The 16462-nt window shown below is 37.4% G+C and carries 14 protein-coding genes, 3 pseudogenes and 1 riboswitch; of the genes and pseudogenes, 5 read left to right on the forward strand and 12 right to left on the reverse strand.

What is annotated here, in order from left to right; all coding sequences use genetic code 11:
* Positions 1–35: 35 nt before the first annotated feature.
* On the reverse strand, positions 36–2384 hold the full coding sequence (locus LG377_RS11605; RefSeq protein ID WP_225744885.1) for a cation-translocating P-type ATPase: 2349 nt from the start codon (positions 2382–2384) through the stop codon (positions 36–38).
* A gap of 394 nt (positions 2385–2778) precedes the next feature.
* Positions 2779–4233, reverse strand: a pseudogene (locus LG377_RS11610) (catalase).
* A 181-nt stretch (positions 4234–4414) separates the two neighbouring features.
* Between LG377_RS11610 and LG377_RS11615 the strand changes: the two are divergent.
* The gene (locus LG377_RS11615) at positions 4415–4972 is read left to right on the forward strand and encodes a hypothetical protein (protein ID WP_225744886.1); all 558 of its coding nucleotides are present in this window, start codon (positions 4415–4417) and stop codon (positions 4970–4972) included.
* A 91-nt stretch (positions 4973–5063) separates the two neighbouring features.
* Here the strand turns inward: LG377_RS11615 and LG377_RS11620 are convergent.
* The 4 genes and pseudogenes from LG377_RS11620 to thiW form a co-directional block, all read right to left on the reverse strand.
* A pseudogene (locus LG377_RS11620) lies at positions 5064–5494 on the reverse strand (hypothetical protein).
* A gap of 42 nt (positions 5495–5536) precedes the next feature.
* A complete protein-coding gene (gene thiE / locus LG377_RS11625) occupies positions 5537–6175 on the reverse strand; it encodes a thiamine phosphate synthase (RefSeq protein ID WP_370632578.1) in 639 nt (212 codons plus the stop codon).
* Positions 6163–6978, reverse strand: coding sequence for a hydroxyethylthiazole kinase (locus LG377_RS11630; protein WP_225744888.1), 816 nt, complete (start codon positions 6976–6978; stop codon positions 6163–6165). The genes thiE and LG377_RS11630 overlap by 13 nt, the downstream gene beginning before the upstream one ends.
* Complete coding sequence (gene thiW / locus LG377_RS11635; protein WP_255612834.1) at positions 6962–7450, reverse strand: energy coupling factor transporter S component ThiW; 489 nt, start codon at positions 7448–7450, stop codon at positions 6962–6964. The genes LG377_RS11630 and thiW overlap by 17 nt, the downstream gene beginning before the upstream one ends.
* A gap of 128 nt (positions 7451–7578) precedes the next feature.
* A riboswitch (TPP riboswitch) is annotated at positions 7579–7668 on the reverse strand.
* Positions 7669–7947: 279 nt separating this feature from the next.
* On the opposite strand from thiW, the gene LG377_RS11640 reads away from it, so the two are divergent.
* Entirely contained in the window at positions 7948–8628 is a 681-nt protein-coding gene (locus tag LG377_RS11640; protein ID WP_225744890.1) for a hypothetical protein, read from the forward strand.
* Between the two features lie 40 nt (positions 8629–8668).
* Here LG377_RS11640 and LG377_RS11645 read toward each other — a convergent pair whose 3' ends face one another.
* Positions 8669–10282: an ATP-binding protein gene (locus tag LG377_RS11645; RefSeq protein ID WP_225744891.1), complete on the reverse strand. Its 1614-nt coding sequence runs from the start codon at positions 10280–10282 to the stop codon at positions 8669–8671.
* Positions 10283–10298: 16 nt separating this feature from the next.
* Positions 10299–11534, reverse strand: a complete 1236-nt coding sequence (locus tag LG377_RS11650; protein WP_225744892.1) for an SIR2 family protein — start codon at positions 11532–11534, stop codon at positions 10299–10301.
* 225 nt (positions 11535–11759) lie between these two features.
* Here LG377_RS11650 and LG377_RS11655 point away from each other — a divergent pair.
* Positions 11760–12922: pseudogene (locus tag LG377_RS11655) on the forward strand (IS256 family transposase).
* 141 nt (positions 12923–13063) lie between these two features.
* Positions 13064–13897, forward strand: coding sequence for a peptide-methionine (S)-S-oxide reductase MsrA (gene msrA / locus LG377_RS11660; RefSeq protein WP_225744893.1), 834 nt, complete (start codon positions 13064–13066; stop codon positions 13895–13897).
* A gap of 332 nt (positions 13898–14229) precedes the next feature.
* Here msrA and LG377_RS11665 read toward each other — a convergent pair whose 3' ends face one another.
* Positions 14230–14733 carry a YcxB family protein gene (locus tag LG377_RS11665; RefSeq protein WP_225744894.1) on the reverse strand — a complete coding sequence of 168 codons (504 nt, stop codon included), beginning with the start codon at positions 14731–14733 and terminating at the stop codon, positions 14230–14232.
* Between the two features lie 110 nt (positions 14734–14843).
* On the opposite strand from LG377_RS11665, the gene LG377_RS11670 reads away from it, so the two are divergent.
* Positions 14844–15275 (forward strand): N-acetyltransferase, encoded by a 432-nt coding sequence (locus tag LG377_RS11670; RefSeq protein ID WP_225744895.1) that lies wholly within the window; start codon positions 14844–14846, stop codon positions 15273–15275.
* A gap of 94 nt (positions 15276–15369) precedes the next feature.
* Here LG377_RS11670 and LG377_RS12480 read toward each other — a convergent pair whose 3' ends face one another.
* The 3 genes from LG377_RS12480 to rplM all read right to left on the reverse strand — a co-directional run bounded on the left by LG377_RS12480 (position 15370) and on the right by rplM (position 16459).
* Entirely contained in the window at positions 15370–15498 is a 129-nt protein-coding gene (locus tag LG377_RS12480; protein ID WP_255612830.1) for a hypothetical protein, read from the reverse strand.
* A 111-nt stretch (positions 15499–15609) separates the two neighbouring features.
* Positions 15610–16002 carry a 30S ribosomal protein S9 gene (rpsI, locus tag LG377_RS11675; RefSeq protein WP_208559754.1) on the reverse strand — a complete coding sequence of 131 codons (393 nt, stop codon included), beginning with the start codon at positions 16000–16002 and terminating at the stop codon, positions 15610–15612.
* A 13-nt stretch (positions 16003–16015) separates the two neighbouring features.
* Complete coding sequence (gene rplM, locus LG377_RS11680; RefSeq protein ID WP_305067567.1) at positions 16016–16459, reverse strand: 50S ribosomal protein L13; 444 nt, start codon at positions 16457–16459, stop codon at positions 16016–16018.
* Positions 16460–16462: the final 3 nt, after the last annotated feature.

Here is a 16462-nt window from a genome sequence, read left to right on the forward strand (position 1 = left end):
CTACTTGTTTACTATCCTCGTCAGTTTTGCTCTGATCAGTCACTCGCATGTCGATGATTCCCCAGAAGTCGGTGCATGACTTGCTTTAGTCCATAGAACAGCGGGATCACACTTAACATCAATGGAACGTATACCAGTGCCAGATGCCATTGGAATAAGCTGACTAGTGAGAAAATTTGTCCGAAGAAAAGGAAGAGAATCAAGAAGATTCCGGAAAGAACACCAATCATGAGTAAGATCTTCCAGTTGCTGGGCTTGGAAATATGGTAAAGTACAACAAAGCAGACGATACCGGTCATCCAGACAGTAATCGTTGAGGTTTCTTCATAGCTCCAGTTCAATCGAGTACCGAAAAATAGAATTGTTAACGCGAATAACACAACGCTTAACCCACTAGCTAGAGCCGGCTCTAGAATATTCTGGAAAAAACGACCTTTAATCGGTGAAACGTTCGGTCTCAACGCTAAAAAGAATGACGGAATTCCTACAGTCAACGTACTGATTGGACTAAGTTGAATCGGTTGAAATGGGTAAGGTGAACTAATAAAAATGAACAGGGCTGCCAACAAGATAGAATAAACGGTTTTGGTTAAATATAAAGAAGCCACACGCTGGATATTGTTTACGACTTTACGCCCTTCTAAAACGACACCCACCATGGAATCAAAATTAGAATCAAGTAAAACAAAATCGGCTATCCCTTTTGTTGCATCACTTCCGTTTGCCATAACGATACTACAATCCGCTTTTTTGAGCGCGAGAATATCATTGACTCCGTCGCCTGTCATCCCAACGGTTCGTCCGTTCGCCTGAAGGGCTTCTACTAATGCACGTTTTTGTTCCGGACTAACGCGTCCAAATATGCGGTTCTCCTGCACTAATAACTGATAATCAGCGGTATCTTCTACCTTACTCATATCGATTAGCTGATCACTACCTTTCACCCCTGCTCGTTTTGCAATCTGGGCCACGGTTTGTGGATGATCTCCTGAAATGATGCAGATTTCAACGTCTTGTTCTCTGAAATACTGTAAGGTTTGTGGTGCATTCTCACGGATCTCATCTTCCAAAAATAAGATCCCTTCAAGTCTAAGCCCACTCGGTAAGGATTGATCAATCAGCGGCGCTTCACTTGAAGCAATCGCTAATACGCGCAGTCCTTGTGTTGTTGCTAGATGCATACTTTCTGTCAGTTCAGGTGTAAAGGTATCAAATAAGTATTCTGGTGCGCCCATGACAACCGTGCCTTTTTGGTCATACTCTACGGCACTCCATTTACGAACAGAAGAAAAGGGAATCGTTTTTGTAATAGGATAGGATTCGTCCACTTCCGGGAATGATTCCATCAAAGCAAGCCCTGTTGCGTTGTCTTCTTTCAAGTCATGAGCAAACCGACCCACCAGTTCTTTGAACGCTTTTTCAGTTCGTCCACCAGTCACGTTGGTTTGAATGACTTTTAACTCTCCACTCGTCAACGTGCCCGTTTTATCTAGACACAAAATATCTACTCGAGCCAAAGTTTCAATTGACCCCATTGTCTTCACTAAGACCTTTTTTCGAGATAAGCGAATCACACCGACCGCTAGAGCGACTGTGGTCAGCAAGATCAGTCCTTCGGGAATCATGCCGATCATTGCTGCAGTCGATCCCAGAATCGCTTGATTCACAGACATATCACTAAGTAGACTGGACATAAACAGCGCCGTACCTATTGGGATAATGCCAAAAGTCAAAATTCGAATCACTTTTTTCATCGTCTGGAGTAATTCGCTGTAGATACTTTTTTCACCTTTTGCTTCTAATGTTAGTTTAGAACTATAGCTTTCTCTTCCGACTTTTGTCGCTTCCACCAAGGCTTGTCCACTGACCACAAAACTGCCTGAATAAACCGTATCTCCAGTCTGTTTCAATATTGGATCAGCTTCTCCTGTTAATTGAGACTCATCGCACTCGATACCGCTTGTTTGAATCACCATTCCATCGACAACAATCTGTTGGCCACGTTTGATGACAATTAAATCATTTTTCACGATTTCTTCTTGTAAGATCTCTTCTTGCTGACCATTTCTAATAACGGTCGCTTTGGCTTGGTTTAGCAGGGTCAGTTCATCGGTGTTTTTCTTTGCGCGTAATTCTTGAAAAACTCCCACTGCAGTATTGACGAGGATGACGCCAAGAAAGAGCAAGTTCTTGTAGCTACCGGTATAAATAACGAATCCGGCGATAATAATATTAATGAGGTTAAATAGTGTTAGGCTATTTTCCAAGAAGATTTGTTTGAAACTTCGTGTCATAGGTGGTAAGGCTTCATTGCTTTCTCCGCGTACTTTTCGTGTTTCTACTTCTGCATAACTCAATCCTACATATTCTACTTTTTCAGCCATTCCATCTTCTCCTTATGTACACCAAACTAGTAAACACCGTTCCTTTTATAGCATACGCGATTCTTTTTTATTTAACCTCAGACCAAAGTCCTAGTTCAACTTTTCTTTAAATCACTTTAAGTATACCTATCATACCGATTCTGCTACTGGCTTGTACAAAAAAACGACCCTTTGATGGTTAAAAGGATCGCTGTCTTGATTAATTATTAATTTTTTTGCCACTGTTATTTTTGGTAAACTATTTCCCAAAAAATATATTCCATCTCACCACTAAGGACAAAAGATTTCAACATTTGTGATGGTCAAATCATTAAAGAACGTTTCATGAATGACTAGTTCTTTCAGTGCTAAACTGTTTTATGGATAAGGAACTTTTAAATTTTAAAAGTTTTACTTAAAGTGTTGAAACGTCTATATCTAAATGCTTTGCAACACCTTTTGCTAATTCAGGTGTAACTTGCTCAAACAACTTCAGCTGACGTTCAACGATCTGCTGATCTCGTACGCCACTTAAATGGTCTGCAAAGTTTTTATACAAACGGCTACGTTCTTCCTCATCTAATACATCCATAATCAGTTGTCTTGGTTGTGAATAATGATCATCATTATCGTAAGGAACACTATTCGCTTCTCCTGAAACTTTAAAAGGCTTCATGTTATCTTCTCTAGATTCTTTTATATTGTCGTAACTATTTGGCTCATAGTTCACTGCACTTCCACCATTTGTATAGGCCATATTTCCTCCACGCTGGTGGTTTTTAACCTCTTCTTTTGGCGCGTTAATCGGTAGTTGGTTATGATTTGCACCTATACGGTAACGGTGCGCATCCGAGTACGCAAACAGTCTTCCTTGAAGCATTTTATCTGGAGAAGCTTCGACTCCCGGTACAAAGTTTCCTGGTGAGAATGCTGACTGCTCTACTTCCGCAAAATAATTTTCTGGATTACGGTCCAATACCATTTTACCTACTTCAATCAACGGATAATCTTTATGAGACCAGACTTTGGTAATATCGAACGGATCATAAGCATATTGAGCAGCTTCTTCTTCAGGCATGATTTGTACTTTTAATGTCCAAGAAGGATAATCTCCTTCAGCAATCGCATTAAATAAGTCTTCCGTATGGTAATCCGGATGCTCTCCGGCAATTTTTCCGGCAACTTCAGGGTCCATGTTTTTAACCCCTTGGTCTGATCTAAAGTGATATTTCACCCAGAAAGATTCTCCTTCAGCGTTTACCCACTTAAAGGTATGACTACCGTATCAATGCATATGGCGCAAGGTAGCAGGAATACCGCGGTCAGTGTGCAGTATGGTGATTTGATGTAGCGATTCTGGTGATAATGACCAAAAGTCCCAGACCATATTTGCATCTTTTAAGTTTGTTTGTGGATTTCGTTTTTGCGTATGGATAAAATCAGGGAACTTTATTGCGTCTCGAATAAAGAATATCGGTGTATTGTTTCCTACGATATCGTAGTTTCCTTCGTCCGTATAAAACTTAACGGCAAAACCACGTGGGTCACGTACTGTATCTGATGATCCTAATTCCCCAGCCACTGTAGAAAAACGAATAAACATTGGTGTCTCTTTGCCTTTTTCAGCAAGAAAATCAGCTTTAGTATATTGGGCAATATCTGGGTTTGTCACGGTAAATCGACCATGCGCTCCCGCACCTTTAGCATGTACGACACGCTCAGGAACACGTTCACGATTGAAGTGAGCTAATTTTTCCAATAAGTGAATATCTTGAATTAAAACAGGTCCATTGTTACCAGCTGTTATTGAGTTTTGATTATCTCCAACCGGAGCACCAGTAGAAGTTGTTAATTTATTGTTGCGTTCTATCACTATGTATCTCTCCCTACTTTTTACTAACTTTTATATTATAAGAGATATAATCTAGGAAATGCAACCGTAGATTTAAAAGTTACTTTGATTTTCTATTTGTATTGAATTGACTACAAACATATGTTAACTTAAAGTTATATACTTTTGTTTTAAAATAAATTTAAGGAGATTGGTATATATGAAAAAATCAAATTCCGCTTTACTTGCACTTATCTTTACAGCACTTGCTTCGATGATGCTGATTGCACTTTTAAAAGATATCTTACCTACTTATGCAGATCATGGTCGTTCAATGGTTGTTGGTACACTAGCATACATCACTATGGGTGGTATAGTCATTCTTTCTTCATTCAAAAACGAACAATTAGGAGAAGCTGGCCTTATTACTACTCTAGGTTTTGTATTAACTCATATCCTTATTGAAGCTCGTTTATTCTCTTCTATAGGAGTATCTGGTGTAACTAATCCATTCGGATACGCTGCTATCGGTGCTTTCTTACTAGCTGGTGCAGCTTATGTCGTCAGCAAAGTACGTTTCCTGTCACAGCTCACTTTATATGTAAACGGCTTGATGGTGGGTGGAACGACTTTGGTTTATTATCACGTTGCTTCATTAGCACCTATTAGAGGTTCTATTTTGTTCTTTGTACCTTTTACATTGTTTTGTTTATGGACCGTTACACAGTACGGTCTGCAAGTATCTCGAGCATTTAAAACAAGACTACAAACGGCTTAATCCTAGCTATTAGAAATGCCCCTCTCCGACTACCGGAGAGGGGCATTTGCTATTTTCAGAAGTATATATTCAACCTGACTTATATGTTAAATCACCAATCTTTTTTCAACCATGTTTCTTTTCTATATGCCATTTCCCAAAAAGCATATTCCATCTCACTGCTGAGGACAAAAGCTTCCATCATCTGGGCTTGTTCGGCAGTTGGTGCAATCGGTGTATCACAGACTTCTTCGTCTGTGATACCGAGTTCAGAGAAGAACGTTTCTCGAATCGCAATCTCTCCTAAAACCAGATTCTCCGCATTTTCCACAAGTAAAGCTTTTAATGCTGGAGGCATTGTTTTCTCAGCAATCAGTGCGTAGAGTTCGCTGAAATGCTTCAAGTAATAATGATCTTGAATTAGATAATAACGAAAGATCTCTGAATCCAGGTTCCCGCTTGTAATTCTGTGATGAAAGGATGGTTAAAACTCCCTTCCCATGAGGCAGAAGCGGCTTTTTTGGCATTGAGTGTAAAAGACATAAGAAACCTCCAGTGATGTACTATTTAGACTACTCGCTTCTATTAGGACTCTGTGATTTCTACTACCGCTTTTTTAAGTCGTTGTGTTTTCTGAGCGACGTCTTCGGCCAGCATCAGTTCTGTGACAACAGAGACCCCGGCAATACCTGTGTGACGCAGTGAATCAATATTATTTTCCTTGAGTCCACCAATCGCTACGATCGGAATGTTGACGGATGAAACGATTGTTTTTAGTGTCTCAATAGATGTACGTTCTGGATTTTTCTTTGTCTTAGTTGGATAGATTGCACCAACCCCTAAGTAATCTGCGCCAGCTTTTTCTGCTTCTTTTGCACGTTCAACATCTTTTGCAGAAACACCTAGTATTCTGTCTTTCCCAATCAGTCTGCGAACGACTTCTACTGGCAATTCGTCGTCACCAATGTGAACGCCCGCAGCATCAACCGCTAGGCAGACATCGACTCGGTCGTTGATGATCAAGGGTACTGCAAATTGATCTGTTAGGTCTTTCACTTTTTGAGCCAGTCTATAAAAATCGTTTGTTGTTGCTTCCTTTTCACGCAGCTGTACAAGTGTTACGCCATTTTCACAGGCGGTTTTGATTACAGTTAAAAAGGATGCTTCGTCAAAATCGTATCTTCCAGTTACAAGGTAAAGGGTTAGTTCTTTCATGTTTCCCATCCTTTCACGAATTCATGCCAGTCTTCTTCCATCAATAGCGATAGATGGTTTAATGTTTGAAAGCGGAAATCGGCTAGTCCTTTGCTTTTTGTTTTGGCTTTTTCACCACAAAGATTGAAGTAGTTGACTGCGCCGACTGCGGCATCGAATGGATCCTGACCGTCTCCTAAAAGTGCCGCGATCAGTGCTCCAACAATATCACCGGTTCCTGTAAATCGATCGAGTTCTTCGACACCATTAGAAAGCATCACAGTGCGGTCATGCGATACGACGATATCTTTTGGTCCGGTCGCTAAGAAAGTCGTATAGGGATAGTATTGACTCATCCCTTTCAAGGCATCGGCCAATTCATTCATGCTTTCTTCTCCCTGATCCAGTTCGTTACCGTCAACCCCTCGTCCGTGGCTCGTTAGTTCGCAGAAGTTTCTGAGTTCTGAAGTGTTTCCTTTTACGATAGTTGGATGATTCTCAACTAGCGCAAGGCTCACTTGATTACGGATATCACTAACGCCGTAACCAACTAGATCAACAACTGTCGGCTTCTTCGTTTCATTCGCATAGCGGCTTGCTTCCAGCAGACTAATCTGACGTTTTTCTGAAAGATGACCAAGGTTTAAAAGCAAAGCATCCGTTTGAGTGAAAAGCTGTTTAAACTCTCTCGGGTCATCTGCCATGATTGGTTTAGCGCCTACGTAAAGCAGAGCATTCGCCATCGATTCACAAGTAATTTCATTGGTAATACATTGTACTAATGGAGATTGTTTTAATGGAAACTGATTCGAAAGGTCATGATTTAACGCCATGAAGCGAACCTCCCATAAACAATTTCTGAGTGCGTTTGAAAGTAGACGTTTCTTTTAATTTGACCAGTACTAAGAATGCCATCACAGAACCAATCAAAGTCGCCCCAACAAATCTTGGCGTGTAAATAAACCAGTACAAACTCTGTTGGCTACCGGTAAACCAAACCATCACGGGATAAGAAAGTAGTGAACCAATGATGCCTGTTCCGACAATCTCTCCTGCCATCGACCAGTACATATTTCGGCCGAATTTATAAAATAGTCCCGCTAAGAAAGCCCCAAACACGGCACCCGTTAAAGCAAGTGGAGGAATGCCTAAAAGTAACATACGGATCAGGCCGCAAATCAGCGCCATCAGCGTTCCATAGAGCGGCCCGAGTAAAACACCCGCGATAATATTCATAACGCTAGACATAGGCGCCATTCCTTCGATTCGCATCAATGGTGATAACACCACGTCCAACGCAATCATCAATGCTAGTAAGGTCAATCTGTGGATTCGATTTTTTTCCACGTAAAAAAACTCCTTTCTGCGAAAAGCAAAAGGAGTGCGGTCTGAGACAGACAAAGTCATACAATCCAAAAACGATTGCATAAAATCAGTCTACAACTACATTTCCCTGCGCCAGTCCTAACTGTATCAGGTTCAATGGGTATAATCTCAGCTAAATAGCACCCCAAATGTTCTTTTCAATTGATTAGAGTATAGCACACTTTTTTTGATGGGACTACAAGGAATTAATTTTTTGAAATTAACTCTAAACATTTAAAATTTTCCATTTTTATATTTCTAAAAGTTGTTTAGTTATTAGTGAAAAATGAATTCGTTTTAGATACCACGAATTTTATTGACTTATACATGTTAGAATTGCTATCTTATGGTTATAGATACTTAAATTTTCACTCAATACGTAGAATCAAGTAGCTTAACAACTTTGTTTACCATCAATTTCGGAGAGGGTGTATAAGATGAATAAAAAAATGGTGTACGTTAATTTTGTAGAAAAAGTGCAATCGAATTCTGACTACTACAAATGGGGAAAACCATCTCCAGTAGGAGAAATAGAAAAATTATTGGCTTACTTCGGTCTTGACTTCGAACTAAGTCATTTTATTAATGAAATGCATCTTAACAACCTACGGAAGTTGGAATATTTTATTGACAATAATGCCAGTGACGAACAACTAGCATATATTAGTCAAATAACAACGAAGGGTACGAAGATACCAGAGCCTTCAATAGAAAGCCAATCAAGCGAGAAAGTATTTATATCGATGCCTATGAACAAAACTTTATATAATGATGTTGAAGATATTCGCAATTCCATAAACGAGGCTGTAAAAAACACTAACAACATTCCTTATTTTTTAGATAAAGATCCTCACAATGATAATATTAGTATAAAAATGTTACAAGAGATTCGAGATTGTAAATTTCTTGTCGCAGAGTTTTCTTATCAGAATAATGGTGTTTATTATGAAGCTGGATACGCGAAAGCATTAGGAAAAACTGTGATATTCACATGTAGTCGTAAACATTTCGAAAATATACATTTTGATATCAAGCAAACTCAGTTCGTCATTTGGGAAAACTATGACTCATTGAAAGAGAATTTAAAAAAACAGATAATTGAATCCAATTTATCCTAATATAATAAGTTGTTAAACTACTAAAGAATTCTCTTCAGACTTACAGACTAGGAGTACTATTTGAATGTAACCTCTTACTTTTTTTGATTTTAAGATGTATATCTTGCAATAAATTTATACTTGTCAATATTGCTTCTCCCTTGTTTAGATTTTTTACTTGCTTCAAATTATTTGTACTTAAATGATTTTGAAGAGATCTTAATTCTTCCATATGAGTCAATCTGTGTACCAAAAATGTCCCAACTTGACCCAAAAGAATAGCTGAAACATCTTGAGGATTTTGTGTAGTTAGGAAGAGGAAAATTCCTTTTTTACGACCTTCTCTTGCAATTGTTGTTAACCCTGTATAGTAGTCACTTTCTCTCCCCAGTATCTTTGTATATCTATGAACTTCATCAATAAACATTACAAATGGCTCAATTACTTTCCTATCTTTATTGATTATATAGTTACTTGCCAGATCTATAATCATACCTCCAATGCCATCATTCGTTCCAATCTGGGAAGTATCAATGTATATACTTTGATTAGGGGTTGTAATGAATTGATCTAATTTGTCCATTAATTCATTCAGATCTTCTTCGTTATTAAAAAAATTTCTAAAACTAGTATTTTCTAGTTTATTTTGAACTTTTTGAACAAGCCATTGTTGAGAATTAAATTGAAAAATATTTTTAACGTATACTTCTTTGTTACTCACTTGGTTGGTTTCCGACGCTATTTGCTGAGGTAAATCGTCTATTATAAAATCTTTATCTGCTGGCAGTAAACTAGCCATATCCGAAGCAACATCTGAGACAGATTTATTGACTTTTTCGTAAATACCGGATGACATATTTTTTTTCTGATACCTTAAGCTTCTTATAGCATCTGACAATACTGCCGGTTGCGTAGCATCATTCGTCTCAAATAATAAACACCACTGTTGCATAGATAAGTCACCTACTGAAATTGCAGTATCTGTTCCCAATTTCAATTTAATAACCTCATGGTCATTGAAGGACTCGCTATACTCTCCCGTAGGATCTACAATCATTACTTTTTTTTGATCTAATAATAATTTATCTATAATGGATAAGGCAGAAGTTGATTTCCCACTATTTGTAGTTCCAACTGTCAGCAAATGTCTATCAAATAGTGTACTCGGGTATAAATTAACTTCATGATTTTCTAAGTTAGAGAAAGTTGCAAAAGATGATAATACTTTTTCATTTAACTCTTTTTGAAGCTCTAAAGAGTTTAAATATTGTTTAATTGTCTTTTTATTTGCAATATAAACTTTGTCAGTTATCCCTACTGTTTTAAATCCTGGCAATTTAAATCTGTCTTCTCCTTGTTCCATGAGTCCAACTACATCAATCCCTATCTCTGGATAAACTTTTTCATTTATCCCATTGTTCATTGAATTATGTACACTGTCAGAATTCGAAACTCTTGATTGATAGATTTCACCTATGAATAAACCTTGCGGTGAATCTACTAGTACAAGAAAATTGATTGTATTTGGAACTAAGGTTTCTAGTTTAGTCTTTCTATACTCTAGCCAAGATAAATTTTCAACTTGAATAATACTACTATCCCTATAAACTTGAGATACCATTCCCATATAAAAGTGACTTTTATCAAACTCTGTGTAAAAGTTATCAATTATCATTGATTTACCCTCCTTTCTACTTCAGATATTCATCCAATTTATCGTTCAAACTCGCCTTTAAAAATGCAATACGAAAATGCTCTCTTCTTAATCCATCTAGATCCTTCCAATTCTGGTGATTTTGTTGAATATCGTAGTCACTAACCAAAACTGTTAAGCCTGTGTTATGCTTGAGTGCTTGGATAACCATTTTAGCAATATGATTATCAGCAAAGCTGAACCCTGTAGTTACAAGTAAAGTATTAGGTCTTCTAAGTAATTCTTGAAATTTGGAGAACAATTCAAAATATGGATTTTCGTAACTTTGCATGTATTTATTAGAACTAGGAAATATCATTATAGGAGTTTTAACCTCTAACTTATCTTTTCTATTTATTCTTGTTTCATATTCGGAGTATTCCCAAGTAAGAGACCCATGAATTTTTAACAAATTTATAATATTTTTTTTATATTCTAACTCGTTTGTTTTCTTATGTGGTATACTTTTCACCAAATTCCACTCAAATATGTCACTATCGAAGTAAGGGTTATATGAAAAAGTGAACCCGTCAATTACTGTAAATCCCAAATACTCAGATGCCTCTTCAAACAGCGTATCATAATTGGTAGTAACAACTGTAAGTTTATTAGAATCTTTTACCCTTTTAGATAGGACTTTTAGCAATGCAGCATGTCTCATCTTTTCATTATCATATCCATAGTTAGTGTTTTCAATTATGCAGTCAAAAATCTTGTTTTTGGAGCTAATTAATTTATCTTCATCTTTTTTATCAACAAATTGCTCAAACGTCAACAAATTAGACAGAAATTCTTCTAAGTCAAACTTGTTATTGAATTGCCCACATTCTTCACAAAAAACAGCTTCCTTGTAGTTACTCATAAAAGCTAATTCTTGTAGCGAAAAAAGATCATCTTCCACATTTAGTTTTCCAGCAATATCTTCTGCAATCATTGCTACAGTTTTCCCGAAATCAGAGTCAATTCCTGTATCATTGCTAACAACAGATGCCCCTGCTCCAGCTAGTACTACTACATTTTCAAAAGGTTCATTCATAAATTTACTTACTTCTAATTTTATTTTTTCATTAAATTCAATCTGTGAGATATTTTCGTTAGTTTCGGGGTCAACTAGTCTATTGGTAATGTCATCTTCATAAAATACCATATGAGAACCTTGAAATAATTTTTTGTCATTAGACGTAAAATAGTTAGTTAAAAAAAGCTCTTCCGTTTCTTTTAATTTTTCATCCATAAAACACTCTCCCATCAACTATTTTATTTTTAATACTAGCATATTGCGATACACAAACAAACGCTTTTCCTGATTTTTAAATTTTAACTATCTAGTAATTGCTAAATTTAAATAGTGTTTCAAAATTATGATAAAGTCCATATAATTGTGTAAAAAGAAAGGCCATATGATCGCCTGTACGGTACAATGTTTTTAACCACTAAAAACATACCTGGAGGCAATCATATGACCCAACATCTACAGATTAACCTAGAACCGAAACAGATACAAGCATTAATTGACAGTAGTGTGAAAGACGATGCTTCAAAGCTGATTTTAACGACCGTCTTTAATCAATTAATGGAGCACCAACGAACGGAATTTATTCAGGCTGAGGGTTACGAACGATCCGAGAATCGAACGGGACAGCGAAATGGCTACTACGAAAGAGCATTGACAACACGCGTAGGAACATTGGAACTTAAGGTTCCAAGGACAAGAGACGGTGTCTTTTCTCCGACTGTTTTTGAGCGGTATCAACGGAATGAAAAGGCCTTGCTAGCTTCTATGCTAGAGATGTATGTGTCAGAAGTCTCTCAGATCGTAGAAGAATTGTGTGGAAAATCAGTCTCTAAGTCTTTTGTTTCTTCTCTGACCACTCAATTAGATCCGATCGTTAAAGAATGGCAGAATCGAACACTGACAGGAACGAAGTTCCCTTACCTCATGGTAGACGTTCTCTACATAAAAGCACGAGTAGAACAGCGTGTCCTATCTCAAAGCTGCCATATCGCTATAGGGATTACAGAAGAAGGTGATCGCCAGATCATTGGCTTTATGCTTCAAAATGAAGAAAGTCATGAAACCTGGTCGAATTTTTTCGACTATCTGAAAAATAGAGGACTATCAGGAATCAAGCTCGTGATTTCTGATGCGCATAAAGGACTTGTGTCCGCTATTCAAACTTCCTTCACTCACGCTTCATGGCAGAGATGTCAGGTTCACTTTATGCGAAACATTTTAAGTACCGTTCCTAAGAAAGGTTCTAAACCCTTTCGAGAAGCAGTCAAAACGATCTTCAAATTCTCAGATATTCATTTAGCCCGTAAGGCTAAAAATGCGTTGATTGAAGAATACGCTGATCAAGTAAAGTATCAAAAGGCCTGTAGAACACTAGATGAAGGTTTCGAAGATGCCTTCCAGTACACTGTTTTAGGCAAAAGCCACAACCGATTGAAGAGCACGAATCTACTCGAACGATTGAATGAGGAAGTCAGACGGAGAGAAAAAGTCATCCGTATTTCCCCAACAGGGCTTCAGCTAATCGTTTAATTGGAGCCGTCCTGATGGACGTGCATGAAAACTGGATCAGTTCTCCGAGAAAATATATCCAGTTTGAATCAAACTGATCGGACTAAAACAAAGTATCGTACATTTTACACAGAAGTCTGGACTTGACTAAAATTATAGAATTATTTAATAACTTTATAAAGGTATATAAATTACCTAAATAAGAAAATACTTCATCTCATAACAAGGAGCATTTCTCTATGAAAATAACTACTAATGATTTAATTACTACTCTTTATAACCTGATCCTTAATCCAGCGACACGTGATTGGGAACGTTCCTTGCTGTCAGAAACAAAAGATCGCCTGGATGATGGAAGAAGTGTGGAGAGTCATCTTTCACAAATTGAAGCCGATCTACGTCCCTTAGCGCTGAGAAGTAACCTTACACCTGACGTGATGGATTTTTATAACCTGATCACTGGTAATTTAAAAACAGATACTTTGTTTGATATAGATAAACACACCGTTGACGATAAAAATAATCAGGACAGTGCCATTTTTGCTGGTGGTTGTTTCTGGTGTATGGTAGAACCATTTGAAACACGTGAGGGTATACTATCCGTATTGTCTGGCTATACCGGTGGAAACGTTGACCACCCTACTTATGACCAAGTCAGCGGTGATTATACAGGACATGTAGAAGCTGTGGAAATTATTTTTGATACACGCATGATTCAGTACGCCGATCTTGTGGACCTTTACTGGCAGCTAACAGACCCTACCGACGCACATGGCCAGTTCGCAGACCGTGGTGAACGTTACCGTCCAATTATATTTTACCGCAATGAAGCACAACACAAAATTGCAACGGAATCCAAAAAACGTGTAATCGACTCGAACAAATATACGAAGCCAATCGTTACTGCAATTGAACCAGCCAGTACCTTCTGGCCTGCAGAAAACTATCACCAGCAATTCTATAAAAAGAATCGTAAACGATATAAAAGTATGGAACAATCACGCCGTCAGTTTTTGCTTTTTCAACGGCTGCGTGGAAAAGTGCACGCTAAACTTAACGGATTCAAAAAATAGAAGTGAAATTTAATGATTTATTATTTTGTAATTACACTCAAAAGTTTTCTTCAGTATAAACATGTGCTCTAATTATAAGAAAAGAACCCCAACGAGTGAGGTTCTTTAAAGACTTTCCTTAAATTTGACCTTCCGTATTAACGATTGAATCGTCTTGTATCGACTTTCCTCCACGCTCGTATACTTTAGCCTCTAATCCTTCTTCTAGGAATTGGCTGAAAGGAATAAGGTCTTGTGCTTCATAACGTTCTTATAACTCACTGATTTCTTTAACTGTAAAACCTTGCGCTTCAACGAATTTAGGGTAATCAACAGATAGGATTCCTCAATGTTTATTCTAAAATAGTACGTATATTACTTATATCTTTTTCACTTAAATATCTTTTAGGAATGATATGCACAGAAACAGCACTTAAATAAAGCAGAATCATGTCGTCATATTCTTTAACTTCTTTGATTCTAGATTTAGGTAATGATGATGTCATATCTTCTTCTATGACAAGCCATGGGTCTTCCATAATATTCAGTTTCTTTTTCCCAAAAAGTGAAGAATTATCTCCTTCTTTCAGTAACTTTAAAGATTGATTTTTAAGTGTTTTCCTATAAATTTTTGGATAAACATATATCCATAACACATAAATCCCTACTGCCATTATCGCCCAATACAAACCTGATTGTTCAAATATTTCAGTTCCAAGAAAATAAACCCCTGGTACAAGCAGTACTGGTAGTATATATGCAACTAAATTAAAGAGTTTCTTTTGAGAAGGAGAGTTTTGTACATGATGTAAATTAAAATTTATGTAATCTTCTTCTGTTATCTCATATTCTATCATTATCTCTAACCTCGCAGTATTTTTTCTTTAGTATACTCAATCATCGCTTAACTTGCTATACTATTTGTAAAGCACCTAATTTAAATTTTAGAGAGGACTTTAATCATCTTATGCATATTAGAGAAAACTATCAAGCAGATCTAGATTACCTAGTAAATATCTGGTACGAGGCTTCGATTGACGCCCATGATTTCATTGCACCAGATTACTGGAGAGAACAGCAGGTCGTAATGAAAGAGAAGTACCTACCGCTATCTGAAACGTATGTTATATCAGAAGGGAACGGCATTGTAGGATTTGTCTCCTTGGTAGACGATTATTTGGCTGCACTGTTTATTGATCTGAATGTTCAAGGCGAGGGATATGGGAAAGCATTACTCAATTTTGTTAAAGATCAAAGAGATTTTATCCAATTAACCGTTTATAAAAAGAATCAGAATGCTGTAGATTTCTATTTGAAGAATCATTTTTCTATTAAAGAACAATCTATCGACCAACAAACTTCTGAAGAAGAATATGTGATGACCTGGTTCAAAGAATAAACTGTTACTAACAAATTTTGGTTTCATACCCTACAAAAAAGACACTTCCCAAAAGGAAAGCGTCCTATAATAGATCGAACTCTAACTTGCTCCGTTATTTCTTATGAATAACTGGAGCTTTTCGCATATATTTTTGGTCGTTTTTAGGTGTACGGTTGTACTCGGCTTTTCCGCCACTTTTTTTGTTCTTGATAATTTCTAACATTTTTTCCTTTGGACTCATTGTTTCCACCGCCTTTATTGATAAAAGAAAAAAGCATCAGCAAGATGCCAATGCTTTTTCTTCGTTCTGTATTGTATCTGTAAACGAACAAGTTCGCAACAGGTCCAAAAATTAACGTTTTGAGAATTGTGGTGATTTACGGGCTTTTTTACGACCTGGTTTTTTACGCTCAACCATACGAGGGTCACGCGTTAATAGTCCAGCCGCTTTAAGAGCTCCGCGGAAATCTGGGTCTACTGTTAATAGTGCACGAGAGATTCCGTGACGAGCAGCGCCTGCTTGTCCTGCAAATCCTCCACCATGAACGTTGACTTTAATGTCATAGCTTTCAACTGTATCAGTAAGAGCAAGTGGTTGTCTTACGATTAGGTGCAAGTGTTCAAAGTTTAAATATTCAGTAATATCTTTACCGTTGAATGTGATTTTACCAGAACCTGGAGTCATGATTACTCGAGCTGTAGAGTTTTTACGACGGCCAGTTCCGAAATATTGTACTTGAGCCAATGAATGTCCCTCCTTAAATTAAGTTCGTGATGTCTAGTGTTTCTGGAAGTTGAGCTTGGTGTTTGTGCTCAGGTCCAGCGTATACATGTAATTTTTTAACTTGAGTACGTCCTAAAGAGTTATGCGGAAGCATTCCTTTAATAGACAATTCAATAAGTCTTTCAGGTTTTTCAGCACGTAGAGTTCCAGCAGATACTTGTTTCAATCCACCTGGGAATCCTGAGTGACGAGAATAGATCTTGTCACTAGCTTTGTTACCTGTCAATTTGATTTTCTCAGCATTTACTACGATTACGTTATCGCCAGTGTCGACGTGTGGTGTATACGTAGGTTTGTTTTTTCCGCGAAGAATAGATGCAACGACTGCTGAAAGACGTCCCAATGGGATATCTGTAGCGTCAACTACAAACCATCTACGCTCAATGTTGCTTTCATTCGCCATAAAAGTTGTACGCACGAT

Source organism: Marinilactibacillus sp. Marseille-P9653 (assembly GCF_916618885.1).
Lineage (GTDB): Bacteria > Bacillota > Bacilli > Lactobacillales > Carnobacteriaceae_A > Marinilactibacillus.